Annotated in this window: 17 protein-coding genes; 7 read left to right on the top strand and 10 right to left on the bottom strand. The window is 54.3% G+C overall.

Annotated elements, in window-relative coordinates; translation table 11 throughout:
- From A6R74_RS20235 to A6R74_RS20225, 3 genes are all read right to left on the bottom strand, one after another.
- Window positions 1–1,767 (bottom strand): type I secretion system permease/ATPase, encoded by a 1,767-nt coding sequence (locus A6R74_RS20235; RefSeq protein WP_064236265.1) that lies wholly within the window; start codon window positions 1,765–1,767, stop codon window positions 1–3.
- Window positions 1,768–2,415: 648 nt separating this feature from the next.
- Entirely contained in the window at window positions 2,416–3,681 is a 1,266-nt protein-coding gene (gene glyA / locus A6R74_RS20230; RefSeq protein ID WP_064236264.1) for a serine hydroxymethyltransferase, read from the bottom strand.
- A 171-nt stretch (window positions 3,682–3,852) separates the two neighbouring features.
- On the bottom strand, window positions 3,853–5,256 hold the full coding sequence (locus tag A6R74_RS20225) for a hypothetical protein (RefSeq protein ID WP_064236263.1): 1,404 nt from the start codon (window positions 5,254–5,256) through the stop codon (window positions 3,853–3,855).
- Between the two features lie 169 nt (window positions 5,257–5,425).
- On the opposite strand from A6R74_RS20225, the gene A6R74_RS20220 reads away from it, so the two are divergent.
- Genes A6R74_RS20220 through A6R74_RS20210 form a run of 3 tightly spaced genes read left to right on the top strand, consistent with a single transcriptional unit; the run spans window position 5,426 to window position 8,368 of the window.
- The gene (locus A6R74_RS20220) at window positions 5,426–5,869 is read left to right on the top strand and encodes a LexA family protein (protein ID WP_064236262.1); all 444 of its coding nucleotides are present in this window, start codon (window positions 5,426–5,428) and stop codon (window positions 5,867–5,869) included.
- Window positions 5,870–5,914: 45 nt separating this feature from the next.
- Window positions 5,915–7,216: a Y-family DNA polymerase gene (locus A6R74_RS20215; protein WP_064236261.1), complete on the top strand. Its 1,302-nt coding sequence runs from the start codon at window positions 5,915–5,917 to the stop codon at window positions 7,214–7,216.
- Window positions 7,217–7,258: 42 nt separating this feature from the next.
- Entirely contained in the window at window positions 7,259–8,368 is a 1,110-nt protein-coding gene (locus A6R74_RS20210) for an LBF_2804 family protein (RefSeq protein ID WP_064236260.1), read from the top strand.
- 4 nt (window positions 8,369–8,372) lie between these two features.
- On the opposite strand, the gene A6R74_RS20205 is transcribed toward A6R74_RS20210, so the two are convergent.
- The 6 genes from A6R74_RS20205 to A6R74_RS20180 form a co-directional block, all read right to left on the bottom strand.
- Window positions 8,373–9,836 (bottom strand): sodium-dependent transporter, encoded by a 1,464-nt coding sequence (locus A6R74_RS20205; protein WP_064236259.1) that lies wholly within the window; start codon window positions 9,834–9,836, stop codon window positions 8,373–8,375.
- A gap of 116 nt (window positions 9,837–9,952) precedes the next feature.
- Complete coding sequence (locus tag A6R74_RS20200) at window positions 9,953–11,176, bottom strand: YbfB/YjiJ family MFS transporter (protein ID WP_064236258.1); 1,224 nt, start codon at window positions 11,174–11,176, stop codon at window positions 9,953–9,955.
- Window positions 11,177–11,291: 115 nt separating this feature from the next.
- Window positions 11,292–11,645, bottom strand: a complete 354-nt coding sequence (locus tag A6R74_RS20195) for an AtuA-related protein (protein ID WP_064236257.1) — start codon at window positions 11,643–11,645, stop codon at window positions 11,292–11,294.
- Window positions 11,632–13,038, bottom strand: a complete 1,407-nt coding sequence (locus A6R74_RS20190) for an acyclic terpene utilization AtuA family protein (protein WP_064236256.1) — start codon at window positions 13,036–13,038, stop codon at window positions 11,632–11,634. Before A6R74_RS20190 ends, A6R74_RS20195 begins: the two co-directional genes overlap by 14 nt.
- Window positions 13,035–14,945, bottom strand: coding sequence for a TRAP transporter permease (locus tag A6R74_RS20185; protein ID WP_240488284.1), 1,911 nt, complete (start codon window positions 14,943–14,945; stop codon window positions 13,035–13,037). Before A6R74_RS20185 ends, A6R74_RS20190 begins: the two co-directional genes overlap by 4 nt.
- A gap of 21 nt (window positions 14,946–14,966) precedes the next feature.
- Window positions 14,967–15,932: a TAXI family TRAP transporter solute-binding subunit gene (locus tag A6R74_RS20180; protein ID WP_064236254.1), complete on the bottom strand. Its 966-nt coding sequence runs from the start codon at window positions 15,930–15,932 to the stop codon at window positions 14,967–14,969.
- A gap of 158 nt (window positions 15,933–16,090) precedes the next feature.
- Between A6R74_RS20180 and A6R74_RS20175 the strand changes: the two genes are divergently transcribed.
- Window positions 16,091–16,975, top strand: a complete 885-nt coding sequence (locus A6R74_RS20175; protein ID WP_064236253.1) for a LysR family transcriptional regulator — start codon at window positions 16,091–16,093, stop codon at window positions 16,973–16,975.
- An 81-nt stretch (window positions 16,976–17,056) separates the two neighbouring features.
- Window positions 17,057–18,406, top strand: coding sequence for a M20/M25/M40 family metallo-hydrolase (locus A6R74_RS20170; RefSeq protein WP_064236252.1), 1,350 nt, complete (start codon window positions 17,057–17,059; stop codon window positions 18,404–18,406).
- A gap of 1,069 nt (window positions 18,407–19,475) precedes the next feature.
- Here the strand turns inward: A6R74_RS20170 and A6R74_RS20160 are convergent.
- Window positions 19,476–20,162, bottom strand: coding sequence for a type 1 glutamine amidotransferase domain-containing protein (locus tag A6R74_RS20160; protein ID WP_064236250.1), 687 nt, complete (start codon window positions 20,160–20,162; stop codon window positions 19,476–19,478).
- Between the two features lie 93 nt (window positions 20,163–20,255).
- On the opposite strand from A6R74_RS20160, the gene A6R74_RS20155 reads away from it, so the two are divergent.
- Window positions 20,256–21,035, top strand: a complete 780-nt coding sequence (locus A6R74_RS20155; protein ID WP_064236249.1) for a CLCA_X family protein — start codon at window positions 20,256–20,258, stop codon at window positions 21,033–21,035.
- Window positions 21,036–21,114: 79 nt separating this feature from the next.
- Window positions 21,115–21,270: a metallothionein gene (locus A6R74_RS22455; protein WP_082906767.1), complete on the top strand. Its 156-nt coding sequence runs from the start codon at window positions 21,115–21,117 to the stop codon at window positions 21,268–21,270.
- Window positions 21,271–21,747 lie beyond the last annotated feature (477 nt).

The raw sequence follows: 21,747 nt of genomic DNA, 5'->3' as shown, positions 1-21,747 counted from the left end.
TTACGACTCCTCATTGCCATTTCCAGCACCACGTCCGCCTGCTATGGCAGAAAGGCGGGCAGCGCTTTGCTGGTTAACCTGGGGGCGTGCTTTTTTAGCGAACTGGGCAAGCACTTCATCCCGAGGGCCAAACATGTTCATTTGACCTTCTTTCATGACCAAGAGCTTATCCATATTTTTTAGTACGCTGGTTCGATGACTTATCACAAACAACGTTGTGCCTTCTGCCTTTAATTGAGCAATTGCCTGGCTTAGCGCTCGCTCACCAGCGTCATCTAAATTTGCATTAGGTTCATCTAAAACCACAAACACAGGGTTACCGTATAAAGCACGTGCCAACCCTAGGCGCTGACGCTGGCCTCCAGAAAGAGCCCCGCTATTAGAGCCAATAATGGTGTCGTAACCATTAGAGAGCTCCAATACCATTTCATGAACACCTGCCTTTTTAGCAGCTGTCACAACTTTTCCTGGGTCGACATTGCCAAACCGGGCGATATTTTCACTAATAGTGCCATCAAACAGCTCGATATCCTGTGGTAGGTAACCAATAAATGGCCCCAGCTCATCACGGTTATATTGATTAATCTCCCCACCATCAAGCCGCACATCGCCAACTTGAGTCGGCCATATGCCCAGTAATACACGAGCAAGCGTTGATTTGCCTGCAGCGCTGGGACCGATAATCCCGATATGTTCACCTTTCGCAACACTGAAGTTAATACCACGAATGGTCGCCATACGGCCCCCAGGTGGTGCAGCAGCAACGTTTTCAACGTCCACAACACCTTGGGGGGACGGCAATGACATGTGGCGCTGTTCGTCGGGTATTTGCGTTAGTAGCTCATTTAACCTGCTATAGGCACCACGAGCGGATACAAACCCCTTCCATCCACCAATCATTTGGTCAATTGGAGCCAATGCTCGCCCCATAAGGATAGAACCCGCGATCATCATACCGGGAGACATTTCACCTTCGAGTACTAAGAAAGCACCTAAACCAAGTATTAATGACTGAAACAGTAAGCGCATTACTTTCGACGTATTCGTCAACGCGCCTGCACGGTCACTAGCTTGCGACTGTTTAGCAAGAAATTCATGGTGGCGCTTTGACCAACGCCCCATAATCCCAGGGAGCATTCCCATAGCATGTAATACTTCTGAATTCCTTAAATTAGAATTAGCCAGATTTTGCGCTTGAATCTGCTCGCTGTTGGCTTCAGCTAGTAGGTTTTTAGTAGATTTTTCGTTAGCCACCGCAAGCGCGAATAAAATAATGCCAGCGCATGTAGCAAACACTCCAAGCCATGGATGAAAAATAAACAAAATACCCAGGTATATGGGAACCCAAGGGGCATCGAAGAAGGCGAACAGTCCGTTACCGGTAAGAAACTGCCTTAAGCTAGTCAAATCATTGAGAGGCTGTGCGCTTTGGGAACCCTGCGCGACTATGCTGCGCCGGAACATGGCACTATAAAGTCGCTGATTGATAGTGGTATCTAAACGGTTACCGATCCTAACCAACATCCTTGATCGTACAAGCTCAAGTCCCCCCATCACCATAAATAAGAACACGACGACGAGTGTCAACATGATCAGAGTGTCAAGACTTTGCGTACTGAGAACGCGATCATACACTTGGAGCATATACATCGGGGGAACCAGCATCAGCAAGTTAACAAACATGCTAAAAAAGCCCACCGATACAAACGAACCTTTACAGGCGCTTAATGCACGCTGCAGATCCGTTGCTTCCTGTTGCTTTGCCATGGAAGGGTCACCGTTGAATCAAAGAAATCACACGAAGATTAATCGCGGCAGCATAACAGAAACGCCCCTGTTTAGGGTAGGGGCGTTGAGAGCACTGACCATAGGGAGCGGATAAACACATGATTAACCAACTAGTTTAGGCCATCAAGTTAGTCAAGCAGCATCATACTTCCCCTCAAATCATGCTAAGCCAATCAGAATGGCATTCCGCTCTGGTTCGCTGGCTAACTTATTGAGCTAGCACAATTGACCTGCCGCACCTGAAGACCGTTCGAGTACATTTGCGCGAGTCAAGTTCAATCATGACATCGAACTGGCCTGTGCACTCGCACAGCTTGCCCGCTTCTCAAATACTAGCCCCCAAGTACTAGCCCCAAGTACTAGCCCCAAGTACTAGCTCCAAGTACTAGCATTAACGTTAGTACCGACTGGCAGCTGTCGGAAAACTCTAGCCTTTTAGCCCAGGAAGCCGATTGATTGAGCATTGTTGAGATCGACACTCTGTTTTCGTGGCATAACCAACAGATCGCAATGTAAAGCTTCTACACAGCCTCAGCATTACCTTTAAAGCCACAAAAAAAACGGATGACCCCAATGGGCCACCCGTTTTTTGGGCCTTCCTTAGTCAAGGAGTCTTGCTACAGCTGCTTACTTATAAACCGGCAGCTTCGCGCAGACCTCGGCTACTTTATCCAACACCTGGGCTTCAATGGCGCTGGTGTCTTCGCCTTTAGCCAACACATCCAGAATATCGCAGATCCAGCCAGCCAGCGTAGTACACTCCTGCTCGCTGAAACCGCGCGTGGTCACCGCGGGGGTGCCAATACGCAGGCCAGAGGTCACAAACGGGCTTTGCGGGTCGTTAGGCACGGCGTTTTTGTTCACGGTGATGTGGGCACGACCCAAAGCGGCATCGGCATCTTTACCGGTTACGCCCTGCTTGATCAGCGAAAGTAGGAAGAGATGGTCTTCGGTGCCACCAGAAACGATGTCGTAACCGCGGTCGATAAACACCTTAGCCATGGCTTTGGCGTTTTTAACTACCTGCTGCTGATAGGTTTTGAACTCCGGTGCCATGGCTTCTTTAAAGCAGATCGCCTTAGCGGCAATGACGTGCATCAAGGGGCCACCTTGACCACCGGGGAAAACCGCTGACTGCAGCTTTTTCTCAATATCCGCGTCGTTTTCCGCTGAGAGAATCACGCCGCTGCGGGGGCCGCGCAGTGTTTTATGCGTAGTGGAGGTAACTACGTGGGCGTGGGGCAAGGGGCTGGGGTAAACGCCCGCCGCGACCAGGCCGGAGACGTGGGCCATATCAACTAATAAGTAAGCACCCACTTCATCGGCGATTTCGCGGAACTTGGCCCAGTCAACGATTTGTGAATAGGCTGAGAAGCCGGCGATGATCATTTTGGGTTTGTGCTCACGGGCAAGCTGCGCCACCTGCTCGTAGTCGATCAGTTCTTGATCGTTCAAACCATACTGAATGGCGTTGTAGTGCTTGCCAGAAAAATTAGGCTTGGCACCGTGGGTCAAGTGGCCGCCCGCATCCAGACTCATACCCAAAATGGTATCGCCGGGCTTGACCAGCGCCTGGAATACTGCGCTATTGGCTTGCGAGCCCGAGTGGGGCTGGACGTTCACGTAGGTAGCGCCGAACAGCTCTTTGGCGTAATCAATGGCCAGATTTTCAGCAATGTCGACGAACTCACAGCCGCCGTAGTAGCGCTTGCCGGGGTAGCCCTCGGCGTATTTATTGGTCAGCTGGCTGCCCTGGGCTTCGAGTACTCGGGGGCTGGCGTAGTTTTCGGAAGCGATCAGTTCGATGTGGGCTTCTTGGCGCTCCACTTCTTTCTGCATGGCATCAAACAGCACATCATCGAATCCGGCAATTGTCATATCGCGGCTGAACATCGGCGGGAACCTCGTAACGAGAAAGCATCATCATGGAAGAAGCGAGGGCGCTATCATAACGCAGCCTGACGCGACTTTCATCGCATCCGCGTCAGGTCGTGCATGAGTGTGTTTCATGTTGCCCTGGCCGCTCAATGCTGACCAACTGGACAGCCGGGCTGATAGAGGGAGCTACTCTAATTGGTAGGAGAATCTCAACTGATCAACGTTGCCCATAGGATTCATAATAAATTGATTAAGCATAAACGGATTGGGGAACGCCACATTGACGGTTAGTTGTTGGGAATATCCCGCCATGATATCGACCATACCGGTCATTAATTTGCTGACTTGCGGGCCTAACAGCTGGCTAAACTGCTGGGCTTGTGCCGCGGTCTGGGAGATCACCCGCTCTTCGGGAATACCTTGTTGGCTGGCCATTTCAGTCGCTATACGCGGCAATAACCCCTCATCGGAGTAAGCGACAACTACGTCGCCGCCATGCAGCGTTGCCGACTCTAACAACGCGGGGTTCTGCGTTGCCTGCTCTATAGTCACCCCTTTCGGGAGCGTGATAGGAAGATCCATGGTGAATTCAAGCCCAGCGGCACCGCTTAGCGTTAAGAATCCTTCGGATATTAGCCGATTGCCCTCATCAGCCTCCTCCCACCGGGAATGGTTGCGCCCTTCTGCCCTTAACTGCCCAGTACCGCCGGTGAGTACATTACTCAAGCTCTGGATCGCTTCGCGATCGTCATGGGGCGCGAGGCGAATCAGTTCAGCTACATCGAAATAAGCCCCTTCAAAGCCCGCATCGCCGGTATGGTTGCTACCGTTAACCCACAGCTTATCAAGGAGTACGCGCCAGTCGTCACCCGTCAGGCTAAAGCCATTAAGCTCAGCGTGCTCAACGCTCTCTGCCCCGGGGTTATCTAGCCCGACCAGTTGTTCAATGCGCAGATTCGTCAGCGCGAGCTCTGAGGTAATACCGCTCTCTAGGTACTTGAACTCTGCACTGATTCCCTCGATGTTCAATAGCTCTAAGGCGCTGCGATTCAACCCCTCCAGCGTGAAGTCATCAATATGAATATAGCCTTTCACGGGAGTATGACTCATCTCTGTTAAAGCACTCTCTGCCGCACCGTCGTCCATCCGTAGCATAATATCGCTAGCCGTCACGGCGTTGAAGGAGACACTCTCCACCGCCTGATCAAAATCTTCAGCGGAGAACACCGCCCGTGATGGCTGGGGCAGCACTAACGTTGCGATACTGAGGAGTGGGTCAGCTTGCCCAACTTCTCTAAAGACTATGCTCTCCATCACTACTTGGTCGGGGTGCTCATAGGCTCCCTCGACGCTATAGCGTTCAAGGGTGATCACATCGCCGTTGGCGTGAGTAATCGCTATATCCTCAGCAATATAGCGTTGCTGCTCACTGTCTTCGTAGATACGGCTAAAAGTGAGCCTATCGTCTTCGCCTATCATGCGTTCACGAAAATCCGCCTCAAGTTGCTCGGGCGATGCATTCACCATGCCCGAAATCAAAAGAGCCGAAAACCCTGTGGTAAAGCGCCGGTAATAACCGAAGACATGCATGCGGAGGCCTCCCTTTAAGATGCCTTAAGCATATCATTAAGCTAATAAAAGTGAGATACCAAGCGCGCCGTTCGGAGATTTCGTTAAAGACCCTGACTTATTTTTCATTTTCTCTCGCCTCAAAAAATACTGTATATTTATACAATATTTTAAAATCAGGATGCCGACGATGCCGGGCCAGTCAGATCACCTTACGCCAGCCTTGCCGTTAACCTCTCAGCCGCTGCCTTATTTAACTTTTCTGGGCCGCGCTGGTTTTAGCGGCTTTCCTTCACCTGCCCAGGATTACGAGCCATGCACGCTGGATCTCAATACACGGCTGGTTAAAAACCCCACCGCGACGTTTTATGTCACCGCCACCGGCGACAGTATGGAAGGTTGGGGTATTTTTGAAGGCGACCTGCTGATTGTTGACCGCAGTATTGAGCCGCGTCTGGGGCATATTTTGGTCGCTATGCTGGAGGGCGAGGCGTTGATTAAACGCTATGCGCTTTACCGGGGCACACCGCATCTATGTTCAAGCCACCCAAACTACCCGCCGCTGCCCCTTGAAGGCAGCGACTGCCAGCTATGGGGTGTGGTGCGCACCGTGGTGCACGAGTATGTGCGTTGACATGCTTGTTTGCGCAAACACGCATATTCGAGATGAGGACTTGCGATGATTGGTCTAGTCGATGCCAACAACTTCTACGTAAGCTGCGAGCGGGTGTTTCAGCCCAAGCTTGAAGGCAGGCCCGTGGGGGTGATGTCAAACAACGATGGCTGTGTGATCGCCCGTTCAGCCGAATTGAAAGCACTGGATATTCCCATGGGGACGCCCGCCTTCAAGCTTGAAGGACTGCGCCAGCGCGGCGAGATCCATCTTCTGTCGTCTAACTACGAGCTGTACGGTGATATGTCGGGGCGACTGGCCCAACTACTGCGTGATGCCTGCCCTGCGGTTGCGCCCTACTCAATCGATGAGATGTTTGTCTATTTAGAAGGTCTCACTACAGAACAATGTGCGGCGCTAGGGCGACGCCTGCGCCAGCGTATACGCCGCCACTTGGGCTTGCCGGTGTGTATTGGGCTGGCACCCACGCATACGCTCGCCAAACTGGCCAATCACCTTGCCAAGCAATACCCTCACTACCAAGGCGTTTGCTTGCTTGATGGACAGAATCACACCACGCAGGCGTTGCTCAAACGTACGCCGGTAGGCAGTGTTTGGGGCGTCGGCCATCGACTCGCCGAGCGTTTGGCCATTGGCGGCGTTAACACCGCCTGGGACTTGCGTGAAAGCAATGAAAAACAGCTCCGCAAGCGTTTCTCGGTGGTGCTAGCACGCACCGCGCTTGAGCTGCGCGGCGTACCCTGTTTGGAGATGAACGCAATAGATAAGCCCCGAGAGCGCATTATGACCTCGCGCTCTTTCGGCCAACCCACCGGCGTTTTTGCCGAAGTACATAACGCCCTGCGACGCCACGCCCAGCGTAGTGCTGAAAAACTGCGCGAACAGCAGAGCCTGGCCCGTGCGGTAATGGTATTTCTGAATACCAACCGCCACCGCCGCGACCAGTTACAATATAATCCCCATGCCTTAATAGCGCTGCCCTCACCCAGCGACGACACTCGTATTATCCTCGACGCCGTTCGCCAAGGGCTTGAGCAAATGCATCGTCCCAGCTACCGGTTTATGAAGGCTGGCGTAATGCTGTTGGATTTGGTGGACGCTGAGCAGCATCAGCTTTCGTTGCTACATCCGCCCACCCGGAATCGTCACCCGTTTTTAATGGCAACGGTGGATCAAATTAACCAGCGTATGGGGCAAGGCACGATCAGCTTTGGCATGACGAACGCACCTGCCGCCTGGCAGTTACGCTGCGCTCATCGCTCAGACCGCTATACCACGCGCTGGGATGAACTTATGAAAGTAGGCACTCACCCCGGCGCTATTCATGCGTGTACTTCACGAACCTAACCGCTACCCTGGAAGAACCAATGCGCAGGAACCGCTGTTTTTATGTCCCTCACTCGGCCAGATAAAGAATACGCCCCAGCCCCCGGGCTAGCGCAGCGCTGGGCTAGCCGCTATGTACAGGGCTATTTACGCCGCCACCCAGCACTTAATTCCCCCGATCCGCAGGCCCTGAAGCGGGCACGGCGCTGGATTATCGCCTGGGCAGCGCTCGCTGGGTTGATTTCCGGCACGCTGATTGGCAGCGCCGAATGGTGGATGCGTGAGTTTGCCACTAGCCACTGGGAAGCCATGAGCCTTAGGGAGCAACTCCCCTACTGGAGTGGCTATCTGGCCGTCGCAGGCTTGGTTACCGCGCTGGAAATCGGCTTTTTATACTGGAATGCACTGCGCGGCGTGGCGCGTATTACCCGTTTGGCGGGCCTACGTTACGGCCAAACAGAAGCTCTTGAACCCGATATTCAGTTGACCGTTCACGGCATTTCCCGGTCGGCACTGGAATACCCCAGTCCTGGTAGTCTTATTTATGGCGTAGACCCCCACGCTTACCTGCATGGCTGGAAGCTAACGCTTCGAGCGCTGCTTTACCGTTTAAAAATCAGCTTAAGCAGCTTTCTGCTGCGTTTACTGCTGCGTCGGCTATTGGGACGACTGACGTTGCGCGGCTTTCTACCCATATTAACCGGGCCGCTGTACGCCGTATGGAACGCCTGGATAGCCGCACGCATTATTCAAGAAGCTTACTTGCAGGCGCGTGGCCCCGCCCTGGTTAAGCACTTGATGGAAACGCTGACTGATAGCGATGAACACACCCGACGCCTGGTAGCCCAGGGGGTGGGTGAGCTAATTATGCGCAATCAGCACCCGCACCCAAATCTAGTGCTGCTATTGGCTCGCCTGCTGAACAGCCTGCCTGATAAACCACTGGCAATTGACGTTGATTGGCCAACTGCCCTACAGGGCTATGCGCAACTGACGGGGGAGTCACGTAAAACACTGCTTAATACGCTTACCCAGGCGGCGCTACTTAGCGGTACCTACCGAGGGTCACGCAAGCGATTCCTAACAGAAGTGTATGCGACCTGCCAAACGCCGCTGCGCAGCGATGAAGTGAAAGCTCAGCAGCAGCGTTTGTTATCGGGGCAGATGCCGTAGCGTATTACGCTGTTTTCAGCGCGTGACGCAAGCGTGGGCTTAGGCTTTCGCCAAGCACCGCCATGGCGGCCAGAATCGCTAGCAGCCACGGCCAGTGGGCGGCAAACGAAACCTGATAGACACCCAGCGCGTCGACAAAAATCACCACAATTCCCAGCGGGCTAACATAGCGCACCATGGTCAGCCACAGCGCGTAAGCCAAAGGGGACAGCCCCAGCTCGTCGCGGAAGGTGTTGCTTTTCAGCACAAACCCAGCCAACACCACCGTGCCCAAGCCACCCAGCGGCATCATCCAGCGTGAGGTTAAATAATCCAGCCAATCAAAGAAATTTTTACCGCCCAGTGTCCAGTCAGCCCCAAGGTTAAACGACAGCATCGCTAAGGTGCTGATCACCCACAGCACAATGCCTGTTCCCCAGGAGGCTTTCGAACGCGAGATGCCTTTGTTATCGCACAGCCAGGAAACCGTGGCCTCGACCATAGAGATCGAGGAGGTTAACGCCGCCATGGAGAGCATAAGGAAGAACAAGATGCCAAACAGCGTGCCAAGCGGCATTGCCTGAAAGGCCAGCGGCAGGCTCATAAAAATCAGCCCAGGGCCTTCGCCGGGGTTCATGCCGTTGGCAAAAATCACCGGGAAGATCGCCAGCCCCGCCATTAGCGCCACCACGGTATCCGCCACCGCCACACTAATCGTAGTGCCACCAATTGAGGCGCCTTTAGGCAGGTAGCTGCCGTAGGTGAGAATCGCCCCGGAGCCCAGCGATAGGGTAAAAAATGCATGCCCAAGGGCTGCCAGCATACCCTCGCTGGAAAGGCTCCCCGCGTTAAACGAGAACAGGAAATTGACCGCGGCGCCAAAACCGCCGGAAAACATGCCAAAACCAATCAGCACCACCAGCATGACCACCAGCCCCGGCATCATCCAGCTAACGCTCTTCTCGATCCCCTGCTGCACGCCTTTGCCCACGATCAGCATCGTCAGTAGCGTTACCAAGGTGCTCCAAAAACCAAGGTTGAGCGGGTTGTCGTTATTGGCACCAAACACAGCGGCCATATCATCGACGCTGCTGCCCGCAAGTCCGCCGGTGAGCATTTTCCACAGATAGGAGAACGACCAGCCCGCCACCACCACGTAGAACGACAAGATCATAAAACCGCACAGCATGGCCATCCAACCAATCAACGACCACGCCGATGAACGGCCAGATTCGTTGACCACACGGCGAATGGCGTTTACCGGGCTGCCGCGACCACGTCGCCCAAAAGCGATCTCTGCCATCATTACCGGCACACCCACAGCAAAGATACAGGCCAGATAAACCAATACAAAGGCGCCGCCGCCAAACTCCCCAGTCATGTAGGGAAATTTCCAGATATTGCCCAGCCCCACCGCAGAGCCGGTGGCTGCCAACATAAAGCCCCAGCGGCCTAGCCACTGAGTGCGAGGTTGCCCAGAAGTGGTCATTTGCCCATTTATCCCGTCAGAAAAAGGCGATTATCCTAAAGGATTTCGTGGGTAATGCCCACTCGGCGCTATTCTTAAGGGCTAGATCCTAAGGGCTAGGCCCTAGGCGCTAACCCCTAGGTGTACACCGAGGCTTTGGCAGCGGCATCCAAGCGCTGAGCGGTTTGATCCACCTTGCGTAAACAGGCCAGCAACACGGCGCCAAGCGTTACAAAGCCGCCCGCCAACCATAGCCCAACGCCATAATGGCCAGAGGCTTCCGCTAACATACCGGTTAACGCTGGGGCGCATATTTGAGCGACACCGTATGCCAGCGTCATCTGGCCCATTAACCGTGCCGGGCTTGCCGGATAGAGCCTGCCCGCCATGGTCAGTACCAGGCTGACGCAGCCCAGAAAGGTGCCACCGTAGAGCACAGCGCTTAACAGCACCACAGCGGCATTGGCGGTAATAGCCGGCAGCACTATGCCCACCACTTGAATCCCCATAGCGATAATCAGTGCCCCCAGGTAGCCCACCCGTCGGGCAACTAAATCCCATAGCATGACCGCAGGGGCGGCGGCCAAACCGGCCAGGGCGAACGTCCAGTTACCCATTCCCGCCAGCAGCGGTTCCCGCTCGACGATAGCGACTAAAAAGGTCGCACTGATCACATAGCCGTAACCGGCACAAAAGTAGGCGGCGAGCATCCAGCGCATAAAGGTGCGCGTAGGCGGCATTGTGGGTTGGCTATTCGCTGAGTGGGCACCTAGCACTGGTTTTACCGGGCGCGGCAGCCAGCGCCAGGCCGGCACAAGCAGTGCGGCACCCAGCAGGCTAAAGCCCCACCACTGGGTCTGCCAGCTAAACGAGAGCTGCAGCATCATTTCCACCGCCACCGCCGCGACAATCATGCCTAAGCCCACACCGGCAAAATGAATACCCAGCTCGCCACGCTGGCGGTGCTGGATTAACCAATGAAGAATCAGCCCTGACGCTAATAGCATTGAAGCACTGCTGGAAAGCCCGGCCAGAAAACGCAGCCCTGCCCAGACCCAGAAATGCTCGGTGAGCGCCATACCCGCCGTGGTGAATACAGCTAGAATTAACCCGCAGCGAAATAGTGTGTCTTTGATATAAATACTGTGAATAGAAGCAGCCAGCACCGCCCCCAGCATATAGCCCGCGTAGTTAAGTGCCGCCAGCCAGCCGCCATCGGCGTCGCCCATCCAGGTCTGCTGCTGCATCACCGGCAGTAACGGCGTATAGGCAAAACGAGCGACCCCGACGCACAGTATTTGGCTGAAAACGCCCGCCAGTAGCACTTTAAAGCGCTGAGAACTTAATGTTGCTGCGGTCATTAAGCGGCTCCTTAAACACCGTTACAGCTTGTTATATTTGTTAGCAAGCATACATTAGCCAACATAGTAAGGTGTTTTGAGCAGTGCGTAATGACGACCTAGGTCGGGGGTATGGCTAGACATTGACCTCCAGACTTAACAGCAAAAACGACAGCGTTTTGCCATGCCCATCCAAGTTGAGCGCGCCATTAACGCCGCCCTGAAGCACGTCATCGATCACGAAGTTCATGCCCGCCAAATTAGGCAAAGGGTAGCGCCGCACTCGGCTGGCACCGCGGTGGGCAAACAGCGCCAACACACGCTCCTCGGTTACCTGCTCCAGTAAGGTGGTGTAGTGGTTTGGGTCATAGGCAAATAACGCCACATTAAGCCGCTCGCCCTTATCGCCTGCACGGGCATGGGCGAGTTGATGAAGGGTGACAGGAGAATGCGGGTGCACCGGCGTTTGCGTGTGTTCAGCTTGCAACATAACGTTCACTCCTACGTTCGCCGAGGGGCGACGATTCAAACAGGCTGGCATGGGCATGAACGTCGCTACGCTTGACCAAATATGAAGCCGTAAACACTCGCCGTTGAAATTGGCGCCGCACGCCACCGCCTCCCGCAGGCCCGGCACAGTAAAGCGCCAGAAGCTCTTGGGTGGCACGGGCGACCCAGCGCCGCTCGCTGTGCTCGGCCGCCAGCCGCAGCCGATAATCGCCGTTGGCAGGAGCTGAAGCGCTACGCTGCAACTCACCGCTATCGCTATCAAATACGCTGCTTAGGCCAATGATATCCAAGCGGGTACGCAGCTCAGCGGGAGCACGAAACACCAATCGTTCACGCAGCACCTGCGCTGCAAGCTGTGCCCTTGCCAGGGCGTTGGGCCCTGCATAGGAAATCTCCGCCTCGCCCTGCCAGCCACCTTCATAGCACACGGTGGTTTTTAGCCGCTCAGGCGCTGGCTTGCCGCGAATTCCCGTCACCGCCACGCGGTTGGGTGCTAACTGACGCACCTCGGCATGGGAAAGGTTCACCGTGACATCCGGGGTCAGGTAATTAGCCGGGTCATGCACTTCATAAAGCAGCTGTTCTTTCACCGTTTGCTCGGTTACACAGCCGCCGGTGTTGGCGGGCTTGGTAATAATAAGGCTGCCATCCTGCTCTACTTCAATAATCGGATAGCCCACTGTGGCAAGCTCCGGTACGTCTTTAAAACCTGGGTCAGCAAAGTAGCCGCCGCTCACCTGGGCGCCGCACTCTGCCAAATGACCCGCCATCATGCCGCAGGCCAGACGGTCCCAATCGTCCCAACGCCAGTCGAAGTGGTGCATCAGCGGCGCTAAAAACAGCGCTGGGTCGGCAACGCGCCCGGTGACCACTACATCTGCCTGCATCGCCAACGCTTCTGCCAGCGCCTTGGCACCCAGGTAGACATTGGCTGAAATCAAGGCGTCATCGCTCGGCATATCCAGCCGCTCGGCCTCCCAGCGCTGTAAGTCCAAGCTGTGTAGCTGCTGTCGGATATCATCGCCATGTACCTGAGCAATGCGCACATCCGCGCGCCCAAGCTGTGTGGCCAGCTCTGCAATTACCTGGCACGCGCCGCCAGGGTTCGCTGCACCGAAGTTGCCTAGAACTTTAATGCCGTGGTCCAGGCAGTCGCGCAGCACCGGCGCCAGCAGCTCGTCCAACAGCGGTTCAAACCCGCTTTCGGGGTCGTCACGCATCGCCCGGTGGGCTGCCGCTAATGTCCGTTCGCCCAGGGTTTCAAATACTAGCGCGGAGGGTTGCTGCCGCTTGATCAACTCTGCCACCACCGCCACGGCCGCATCGGTACGGTCGCCGGAAAAGCCCGCCCCGCTGCCTAATAAAAAGCTCATAGCTGTGTCTCCTTGGCCTGAAGAGAGTGGTGGTCGTCCGCAACAGGCTTCAGCTCGTCTCTTAGCAGCGAGCGGCGGCGTACAAACAGCCCAATAATTAACGCTAGCGCTGCCAGCGTGGTCAGCCAGCCGGGCGTCAGCGCCAGCCCAATCACCGCGATCAGCGCAACGACATCGAGCAAGCGCTTACCCGTCATGGCTACCCGCGACATCAGCGCGGCAAACGCCATTACGAACACCACCCCTTGGCAGCTGGCCAAGATGATATCCAGGCCAGAACCAAACCCCGCTAAGGCCGGGTAGATCAGCAGCAGGAAGGGGATCACATAAATAGCCGCCGCCAAGCGCACTGATTCAATCGCGGCAGGCAGCCAGTTGGTGTCGGCAATACCTGAGGCTACAAAGACCGCAATGCAGACGGGCGGCGTAATCACCGACAGGGTAGCGAAGTAGAAAACAAACAGGTGGGCAATCAGTGGTTCAACGCCAATGGCCGTGAGCGCTGGAGCCAGTACCGACGCCACCAGCACATACGCTGCCGTAGTGGGAATGCCCATGCCTAAAATCAGGCACACGCCGCCAACGATAAAGGCGACCAGGAACAGCGATTCTCCGCCCACCGTGACAATCAAACTCGCTAACGTCACACCGATGCCGGTCATACCGATCATCGCCACCAGAATCTGTGCCCCGGCCAATAGCACGCCGATAATCACCATGCCTTTGCCTGCATCGACTAGGCCTGCCACCAGTTTGCCGAGTATCTCGCGCAGCGACATTTTGGCCATCAGCGCAAAAGGCACGAACGTTAGCACGGTCATTAAGATGCCGTAGAACGCCGACATTTGAATCGAACGGCCGCTAAGTACGCCGTAAAACAGCCCGCCCAAAGCGGCCAGAATGGGAATGATTCGTTCAGGGCGTATCACATCTGACCAGCTGGGGAGCTCATCATCGGGTACTACCTGCAGTTGGCGGCGCTTGGCGACCAAGTGAATGGTGACAAACACCCCCAGGTAGAAAAGGATCGCGGGCAGCAAAGCCGCTAAGGCGATACGCAGGTAACTTTCGCCTAGAATCTCCGCCATGATAAACGCCGCAGCACCAAGAATTGGCGGTGCTATTTGGCCACCGGTCGAGGCCACGGCCTCAACTCCAGCCGCGAACGGGCGCGGGTAGTTCAAGCGCTTCATCATGGGAATGGTGAAATTGCCCGTGGTGGCGACATTGGCTACCGCGCTGCCGCTGACCATGCCAAACAGCCCGGAGGCCACCGTGGCCACTTTGGCAGCACCGCCCGGCGAGCGGCCGCTAATACGCAACGCCAAATCCATAAAGGTATTGCCGCCTCCGGTATGTAGCAGCAAACAGCCGAACAGTACGAAGGCGGCAATGGTCGTCGCGGCGACACCCACCAGCATGCCCCACAAGCCTAAATCGCCGAGGTAGATGGTTTCGGTCATGTAGTAAAGATCAAACCCACGGTGGCCAAGCGGCCCAGGGATTACCGCCCCAAACAACGCATAAGCCAAACCCACTAACACTAACAGTGGAAAGATCACGCCGATGGCGCGGCGTGACAGCTCTAGAATCGCCACCAGCAGTACGCCGGTCAGCAGCATATCCCGAGGTGTCGCCCAGGGGAGTTCGACCAGAATTTGCTCGTAGTTCAGCGCCACATAGCCACAGGCAACTACCACACCCACTGCCAGCACCGCATCAATAGCAATGCCCAGCGGCCGCCAGCGCTTGCCTGCGCCTAATGGGTAAACGGCAAGCCCTAGCAGGATGACCAGCGCGAGAAAGATACTCCGCTGAATCAAGCTCTCGAATGGCCCAGTGGCAGAGGTATAAAGGATTAGCCCACCCAGCAGGAGCGCCAAGCCTTTGGTCACTGTCTCGCGCATGATCATCGTCTCCAATGGGCCTTACTGGACTGGCTGCAAGGCATCGGGGATGTCGTACCCCTGCTCTTCGAAATAGCGCGCAGCGCCGGCATGAAGTGGCACGGTGCCAACCTCCAGGGTCATCTTCGCCATATCCGCATCCTGCATGGCAGCGAAGGCGTTAACCTGCGGCTCTGGGTTTTCCATCACGGCTTTGACGATTTGATAGGCGGTCTCGTCATCCATATCTGGATGGGCGTGCACGGCCACACCAAAGGCCCAAGTGGTGTAAGCAGGAATACCCTCTGCGGCCCCTTCGGGCACATCGACAATCGCTACGTCGGGCATTTCGCTGCGCAGTGTGTCGGCCTGCTCTTGGTCAAGCGACAGCACACTTATCGGTGTGAAAGTGGCGATGTCCATGGAGGAGCCATCCAGGCGTTCTCCGACCCCCGATTTTACCGACCCCATCACTCGGCCATCCTTCATGGCGTCGACCATATCGGTCGTTGAACCGCGCACGTAATCAGGTTCGATACCTAACGCGCGCATTACCGCTTCGGTGGTTTTCTCGGTGGCTGACCCGGTAATCCCTGGATTGAAACGTACACCTTTTAAGTCAGCGAAGGTTTCCACCCCTGCATCCTGGCGCATCACGGCATTCTGCGGTGCCACGGTGTAGACCCATAGCAGGCGGTTATCGACGGGGCGGCCTTCAAAATCTTCCTCGCCAGCGTAGGCGTGATAACCGGTGTTAGTGGTAACCAAGCCCATATCGATTTGGTTGCGGCCTAACCGGCGCAGGTTATCCACCGTAGCACCGGTTTCTGCAACGGAAGAGCTCACCCCTTCGACTTGGTTATTAATGATTTGATTAACCGCAACAAAGTAACTGTAGTGGCTGGAAGAGCTGGAGGTGGAACCAATCAGCAGGCGCTCATCGGCATGGGAAGTGGCAGCAGCCAGCACCGCGGCGCTTGCCACCATGGCGGTAAGTAGCGTTTTCATTGTGTCTCCGAAGCTCGCTAAGCGAGCTATTGTTATTGTAGAGCGGTTTTTTATCTAAAACGGTGATCGCGACGCTGATTGCATGCGATAAAACAAGCATGGTCTGCCGGGTTAATTTTGTATATTGAATAGTTTTTAATTTATGTTTTACTTTCTAAATGAATCCAAGCATCCAGCAGTTGCGTGTTTTTGTTGCCGTCGCCCACTCGCGCAGCCTTGCAGAGGCCAGCGAGCGCGTGCACCTTTCCCAACCGGCGATCTCGATTGCCCTGCGTAAACTCGAGGAGAACGTCGGTGGTGCCCTGTTTGCCCGCACCACGCGCCAGCTCGCGTTAACACCTGAAGGCGAAGCTTTTCTGCCCGTTGCCGTGCGGCTGTTGAATGATTGGAATGAAGCCTTTGAAGATCTTAACGACCAGTTTTCAAAACAGCGCGGAAAGGTAACCGTGGCCGCCCTGCCTACTCTGGCGGCAGGATTATTCCCCCGCGTCATTAAGCTTTTTCATGAAGCCTACCCACGTATTAACCTTAGCCTGCACGATGTATTGGCTGAGCAGATCAATCAAATGGTGCGCGAAGGCCGCGCCGACCTGGGGCTTTCCGTGCCGCCAAGCGACGCAGACGATCTAACGTTTGAGCCTGTACTCGAAGACAGCTATGTGGTCGTTTGCCCCTGCGGGCACTCGTTGCTGGCGCAATCAGCCGTTGCCTGGAGCCAACTCGCGGCTTATCCATTTATCGGTATCAATCGCCTTTCCAGCTCGCGCCAGGATATTGACCGTATTATGCAAAGCGTAGGAGAACGACTGGATATCTTATGCGACGCGCGCCAGATCGCCACGGTAGGGCGCATGGTGGCTGCGGGATTGGGCATTAGCGTGCTGCCCTCGCTCAGTTTTCGCCAAATTGCTACTGATGGCATCGAACACCGCCCGCTGGTCGAGCCGACGATTCGCCGTGAACTGGGCATTGTATTAAGCCGACGTCATCCTCCGTCCGCCGCCACCAGCGCCCTGCGCGAGCTAATTCATTGCCACGAATAAGCGGCTTTCTCTACACACCGCGCGGGAATCTGGCAGACTAGAGGTGATTAACATCCATCTAAAAATGAGTGAGCGACAACGATGAGCGATAGTGCAAAACCCTGGACACAACCGATGCCCGACGCGCAGTTCAAACTAATGCGCGAAATTCTTGCTGCCCCCAGCCCCGTCGGCCTGGAAGCGGCCATGACCTACGGCGTGCTGAAGCCACATTTTGAATCTTTTGCCCCTAAAAGCTGGCACCTTCACCAGTTCAAGGGCAACGCGGGCGTTGTGCTGGACACTCACCCAGACCGCGACGATATGTTCAAGGTCATGATCATCGGCCATGCGGATAAAATCCGTATGCAGGTGCGCTCAATTGGTGAAGACGGCAAGATTTGGATCAACACCGATTCGTTCCTGCCTACCGTACTGATCGGCCATGAAGTGAAGCTGTTTAGCGAAGACCCCGATGCCCCTGGCAGCTACCGCTGCATTGAAGGCGGCACGGTAGAAGCACTGGGCGCGATTCACTTTTCTGACCCTGCCCAGCGCGATGGCAGCAAAGGGCTGAAAAAAGAGCAGATCTACCTGGATCTACAGATCCACGGCGAGAATAAAAAGCAACAGGTGTTGAACTTAGGTGTGCGCCCTGGCGACTCGATTATTTTCGACCGCCCTATCCGCCCCGGCTTTAGCCCTAATACGTTCTACGGCGCTTACCTGGATAACGGGTTGGGCTGTTTTGTGGCCGCCGAAGTCGCGCGCTTGATTGCTGAAGCAGGTGGCACGAAAAACGTGCGCGTGCTGTTTGCGATTGCCAGCTATGAAGAGATTGGCCGTTTCGGCAGCCGCGTGATGGCGGGCGAAATGAAGCCGGATGCCTTGATTGGCGTGGACGTAAACCACGACTATGTGGCTGCGCCCGGTATTGGCGACAAGCGCATGCAGCCGCTAGAGATGGGCAAAGGCTTCACCATGGCGGTGGGATCGATTGCCAGCGAACAGCTCAACCGCATTATCGCTACCGCCGCTAAAGAGCAGGACATCCCGCTGCAGCGCGATATTGTCGGTGTAGATACGGGTACCGATGGCATGGCAGGCGTATTAGCGTCTATCGATAGCGCCGCTACCTCAATCGGTTTCCCCATCCGCAATATGCACACCATTTCAGAAACCGGCCATACCCAGGATGTGCTGGCGGCTATTCACGCCCTCACCCATACCCTGCAAGCCTTGGATGCCATACCAGACCTACAGCGTGAATTCCTGGATAACCACCCGCGCTTAGACCAAGCTAGCCCGCTCACTCATCAAGGCAGCGATAAGCCGGAGAGTGAGGGTGATGACAGTAAAGATGAGAATACCGAAAGCGAGCAAAGCGCTGCGAGTACCCAAAGTGGAGAAAGTAACCACAGCAAGAAAAACAAGAAGAAAGCTAAGAAATAAAACAAGCGTATAAAAAAAGAAGCCCCGGCCATTCCTTGGCTGGGGCTTTATCAAACCTTCCTTGATTCATCTTCACAAACATCCTGTTTGTGCTTCCATGAGCGTAAGCCATCCTAGCTTAATCTTCCCTGTTTCCACTTCCGTGTGGTGTATGCTAACTATGAACCTTAAAACGGTCTATTTATTTAACCTATGTTATCAAAACGGAAAAAAATTTATCTTTTTTCACAGCTTCAAGGATCGCCATTTAAAGCACGCTTTTTATCTTTTTTAAATGGCGCGTATGCCCAGCAGCGCTATACTTTTAAAAGTGTCGGCAACGATACTGCTCTACATGGACGTTACCACGCCTGAACCATCATCTAACCTAGTGGTAGGAGGTCAGCGTGCGCGATATTATAATTACCAACAAAGTCAATGGACTGGATGTCATCTGTCGTCATTGCGGTAACTCAGAGTCACCCAGAAATCCATTTTTGAACCGCTTCCGTTTAGAAGGCACCGGCAAAAACAGCACCACCTTACGCTGCCTAAACTGTCAAACAGCGGTTGAAGTACCCCTGAATGAGTTAAGCTCGCTTTACTATCACTATGCCTGTTAAAGGACGGCTTGTTATAAACCTATGGGTAATCTAGTAGTGCAGCTACCCTTTTATCAACATAAGCAACGCATAGTTAATAAAAACAGTTAATAAAAACGTAACAAGAGCTTAATTAATATGTTATTTATTCTGGGGTAAAAAAACCCGGCCATTCCTTGGCCGGGTTTTCATTGGGTCTTCCCTGATCTTGCACCACAAACATCCTGTTTGTGCATCCTTGTGCCACACAAGCAATCCTTGCTTGTTCTTCCTTATCGCGAGATCCCTTCGCTATGCCTATACAGTGCGCTTTATACCAGGAGGTTTATCTAACCTGTGATATCTAGCGGCAAATAAATTGTTTTATAACGGCTTTTTGAATTCCTGTATTTAGAAACAAAGCTTCCGACCTAACGTTGGCACCCCATGCATGGCTGCCAACAGGGAGGCCAGCATGACCGTACCCCTGGACTAATACGCTTTCAGCGTTATTTCTTCAGCCACGCCATCAGCGTTTCAGCCGTTAGTGCTGAGGAAGGCGGGTTTTGCCCGGTGATCAGCTGGCCGTCTTCCCGCACGTAAGGGGTAAAATCATCCGCTTTGCTATAAATCCCGCCGCACTTTTGTAAGGCATCTTCAACGAGATGCGGCACGATATTGGTCAAGCCAACGGCTTCTTCTTCGCCATTGGTAAAGCCCGTTACCTGGCGGCCTTTAACAAGCGGCTCGCCAGCGCTGTCTTTCGCATTCACTAACACAATCGGCGCGTGACAAACCGTGGCAACCGGCTTGCCTTGGGCGATAAAGGTTTCGATCAGGCGAATAGAGTCCGCGTCGTCGACGAGATCCCACAGTGGGCCATGGCCACCGGGGTAAAACACCGCATCGAAGTCATCAGCCTTCATGTCGCTCAAGCGATGGGTAGCGGCAAGCTCAGCATTGGCATGCTCATCCTGCTTGAAGCGGCGCGTTTCATCAGTTTGGCTATCCTCTGCATCGCTTTTGGGATCCAGCGGCGGCTGCCCTCCCTTGGGCGATGCCAACGTTACTTCAGCACCCGCATCTTTAAAGACATAATAAGGGGCGGCCAGCTCTTCGAGCCAAAAACCGGTCTTATTGCCGGTATCACCCAACTGATCGTGTGACGTCAGTACCACTAAAATACGCTTGCTCATAACTCTCTCCATACGGTGAAAAATGAGGCTATTAAAATGCGTTACGGTTAGTTAGTGGGGGCCTGGATGGAGGAATACAAGGAGAAATGATAAGTGAGCATTGAAGCGCGGGATTTTTACCGCAGTGGGCCTGACCATCGTCATGGGCAGGCAAGCAGCTTTGCATTGATTCGGCGCCAGTTTGATTTTCGCTCGATTGAGATTGGCCGCTGGGTCACCAGTGCCGAGCGTGACCGGGCCGCTGAGCTTTTCCACGATGCGCTTTGCGATCTTATGTTGATTCTCCAGGGGCCAGAGGCGCTGATTTCGCTGCGCGGCACAATAGCGTTGCAGTACGGCAGCGGTGGTCGGCCGGGCGTTTCTGCCCACTACGACCCCAGCCAACGCAGCTTTGCGCTGGCCAAAAACGCAGGCCCTGGCAGCATCGCCCATGAGTGGTTTCACGCTTTCGACCACTACATCGCCACAAAATGTTTTCGCGGTACGCCCAACGGTATGTTCGCCTCCACCGCGTGGCTAGCCGATGCGGCTCCCATCGCCCACCCGCTTAATCAATTATTGATGGACTGCTTCAAAGCTATTCTGCTGCAGCCAACAGGCAATCAGCCTAGCGAGCTGTTTCAGCACTCGGTGCAAGTGGATAAAAAGCTAAGTCAACTCTACTACAGCAAACCCGAAGAGCTCTGCGCCCGCGCCTTTGAGGCCTTTGTACAAGACGCCGCTATCACCAACCACTTCTTAGTCAAAGGCACCAAAGCCTCCCCCGAAGCGGAGGTGGGTCTTTACCCGCAAGGAAAGCAACGAGAGCGGGTTAATGCAGCGTTTGGCGACTATTTTGGAAGATTGGGTAAAGCGTTGGGGCGTGAAAATTAGCAGCTTGGAATTGATAAAATGCAATGACATAACACTTGGGAGCGGGTCTACACTTTATCTCTAACACAGGAGATTCAACATGGCTCAACAAGAGTGTGCGTGCCCCAAGTGTAAATGCGCGGTCGACAGCAAAGCCGTAGAGAAAGATGGCAAACTCTATTGCTGCGAGTCTTGCGCCACCGGCCATGCCGATGGCTCCAACGACTGCGGCCACGACTGTAAGTGTGGAAAATAAGCCCGCTACTGGATATTTTCTGCTATTTTACTAACGCCTTACAGCGGGTAATTTGAAACTTAGCCGTAAGGCGTCTTGGCAGGTATTTTCCTGCCTTCAAGGAAAGATTGCTGTGTTTTTAGCTTACGTGTGAAATAGCGTGATCACGACTAAGCTTTAGCAATGCCCACTACTCAAAGGAAGAGAAAATGTCTACTACTACCATCGTCGTTATCGTTGTTGTTATCGTTGCCGTACTCGGTGTCGGCTTCAGCGGCGTGCTGCCTTTTTAGAAAGCGTATAAAAGCTAGGTTTATTTCTGGTGCTTAGAGATTCTAGTGCTTAGAAAGTAGGGCTAGTAACCGCAAACGTTTGGATCGAAACCTCTTTTATAGATGCAAAAAAAGCCCCGCTTTGTGAACTGCACCCCAAAAGTTGGACACTCCTCCAACGATTGGGGTGTTTTTCATGGCGAAACATAATGAAGAGTTCAAACAT

The organism is Halomonas sp. ALS9 (assembly GCF_001651035.1).
In the GTDB taxonomy this organism is placed as follows: Bacteria; Pseudomonadota; Gammaproteobacteria; order Pseudomonadales; family Halomonadaceae; genus Vreelandella.
The sequence above is the reverse complement of the archived record's forward strand: the minus strand, read 5'-3'. Positions and strand labels throughout refer to the sequence as shown.

Bases quoted from the DNA above. Each gene is read 5' to 3' on its own strand.
- A6R74_RS20210 (WP_064236260.1), top strand. From the start codon at position 7,259: ATGTCCCTCACTCGGCCAGATAAAGAATACGCCCCAGCCCCCGGGCTA.
- A6R74_RS20225 (WP_064236263.1), bottom strand. From the start codon at position 5,256: ATGCATGTCTTCGGTTATTACCGGCGCTTTACCACAGGGTTTTCGGCT.
- A6R74_RS20180 (WP_064236254.1), bottom strand. From the start codon at position 15,932: ATGAAAACGCTACTTACCGCCATGGTGGCAAGCGCCGCGGTGCTGGCT.
- A6R74_RS20190 (WP_064236256.1), bottom strand. From the start codon at position 13,038: ATGAGCTTTTTATTAGGCAGCGGGGCGGGCTTTTCCGGCGACCGTACC.
- A6R74_RS20220 (WP_064236262.1), top strand. From the start codon at position 5,426: ATGCCGGGCCAGTCAGATCACCTTACGCCAGCCTTGCCGTTAACCTCT.
- A6R74_RS20200 (WP_064236258.1), bottom strand. From the start codon at position 11,176: ATGACCGCAGCAACATTAAGTTCTCAGCGCTTTAAAGTGCTACTGGCG.
- A6R74_RS20205 (WP_064236259.1), bottom strand. From the start codon at position 9,836: ATGACCACTTCTGGGCAACCTCGCACTCAGTGGCTAGGCCGCTGGGGC.
- A6R74_RS20195 (WP_064236257.1), bottom strand. From the start codon at position 11,645: ATGTTGCAAGCTGAACACACGCAAACGCCGGTGCACCCGCATTCTCCT.
- A6R74_RS20235 (WP_064236265.1), bottom strand. From the start codon at position 1,767: ATGGCAAAGCAACAGGAAGCAACGGATCTGCAGCGTGCATTAAGCGCC.
- A6R74_RS20185 (WP_240488284.1), bottom strand. From the start codon at position 14,945: ATGCGCGAGACAGTGACCAAAGGCTTGGCGCTCCTGCTGGGTGGGCTA.
- glyA (WP_064236264.1), bottom strand. From the start codon at position 3,681: ATGTTCAGCCGCGATATGACAATTGCCGGATTCGATGATGTGCTGTTT.
- A6R74_RS20215 (WP_064236261.1), top strand. From the start codon at position 5,915: ATGATTGGTCTAGTCGATGCCAACAACTTCTACGTAAGCTGCGAGCGG.
- A6R74_RS22455 (WP_082906767.1), top strand. From the start codon at position 21,115: ATGGCTCAACAAGAGTGTGCGTGCCCCAAGTGTAAATGCGCGGTCGAC.
- A6R74_RS20175 (WP_064236253.1), top strand. From the start codon at position 16,091: ATGAATCCAAGCATCCAGCAGTTGCGTGTTTTTGTTGCCGTCGCCCAC.
- A6R74_RS20170 (WP_064236252.1), top strand. From the start codon at position 17,057: ATGAGCGATAGTGCAAAACCCTGGACACAACCGATGCCCGACGCGCAG.
- A6R74_RS20160 (WP_064236250.1), bottom strand. From the start codon at position 20,162: ATGAGCAAGCGTATTTTAGTGGTACTGACGTCACACGATCAGTTGGGT.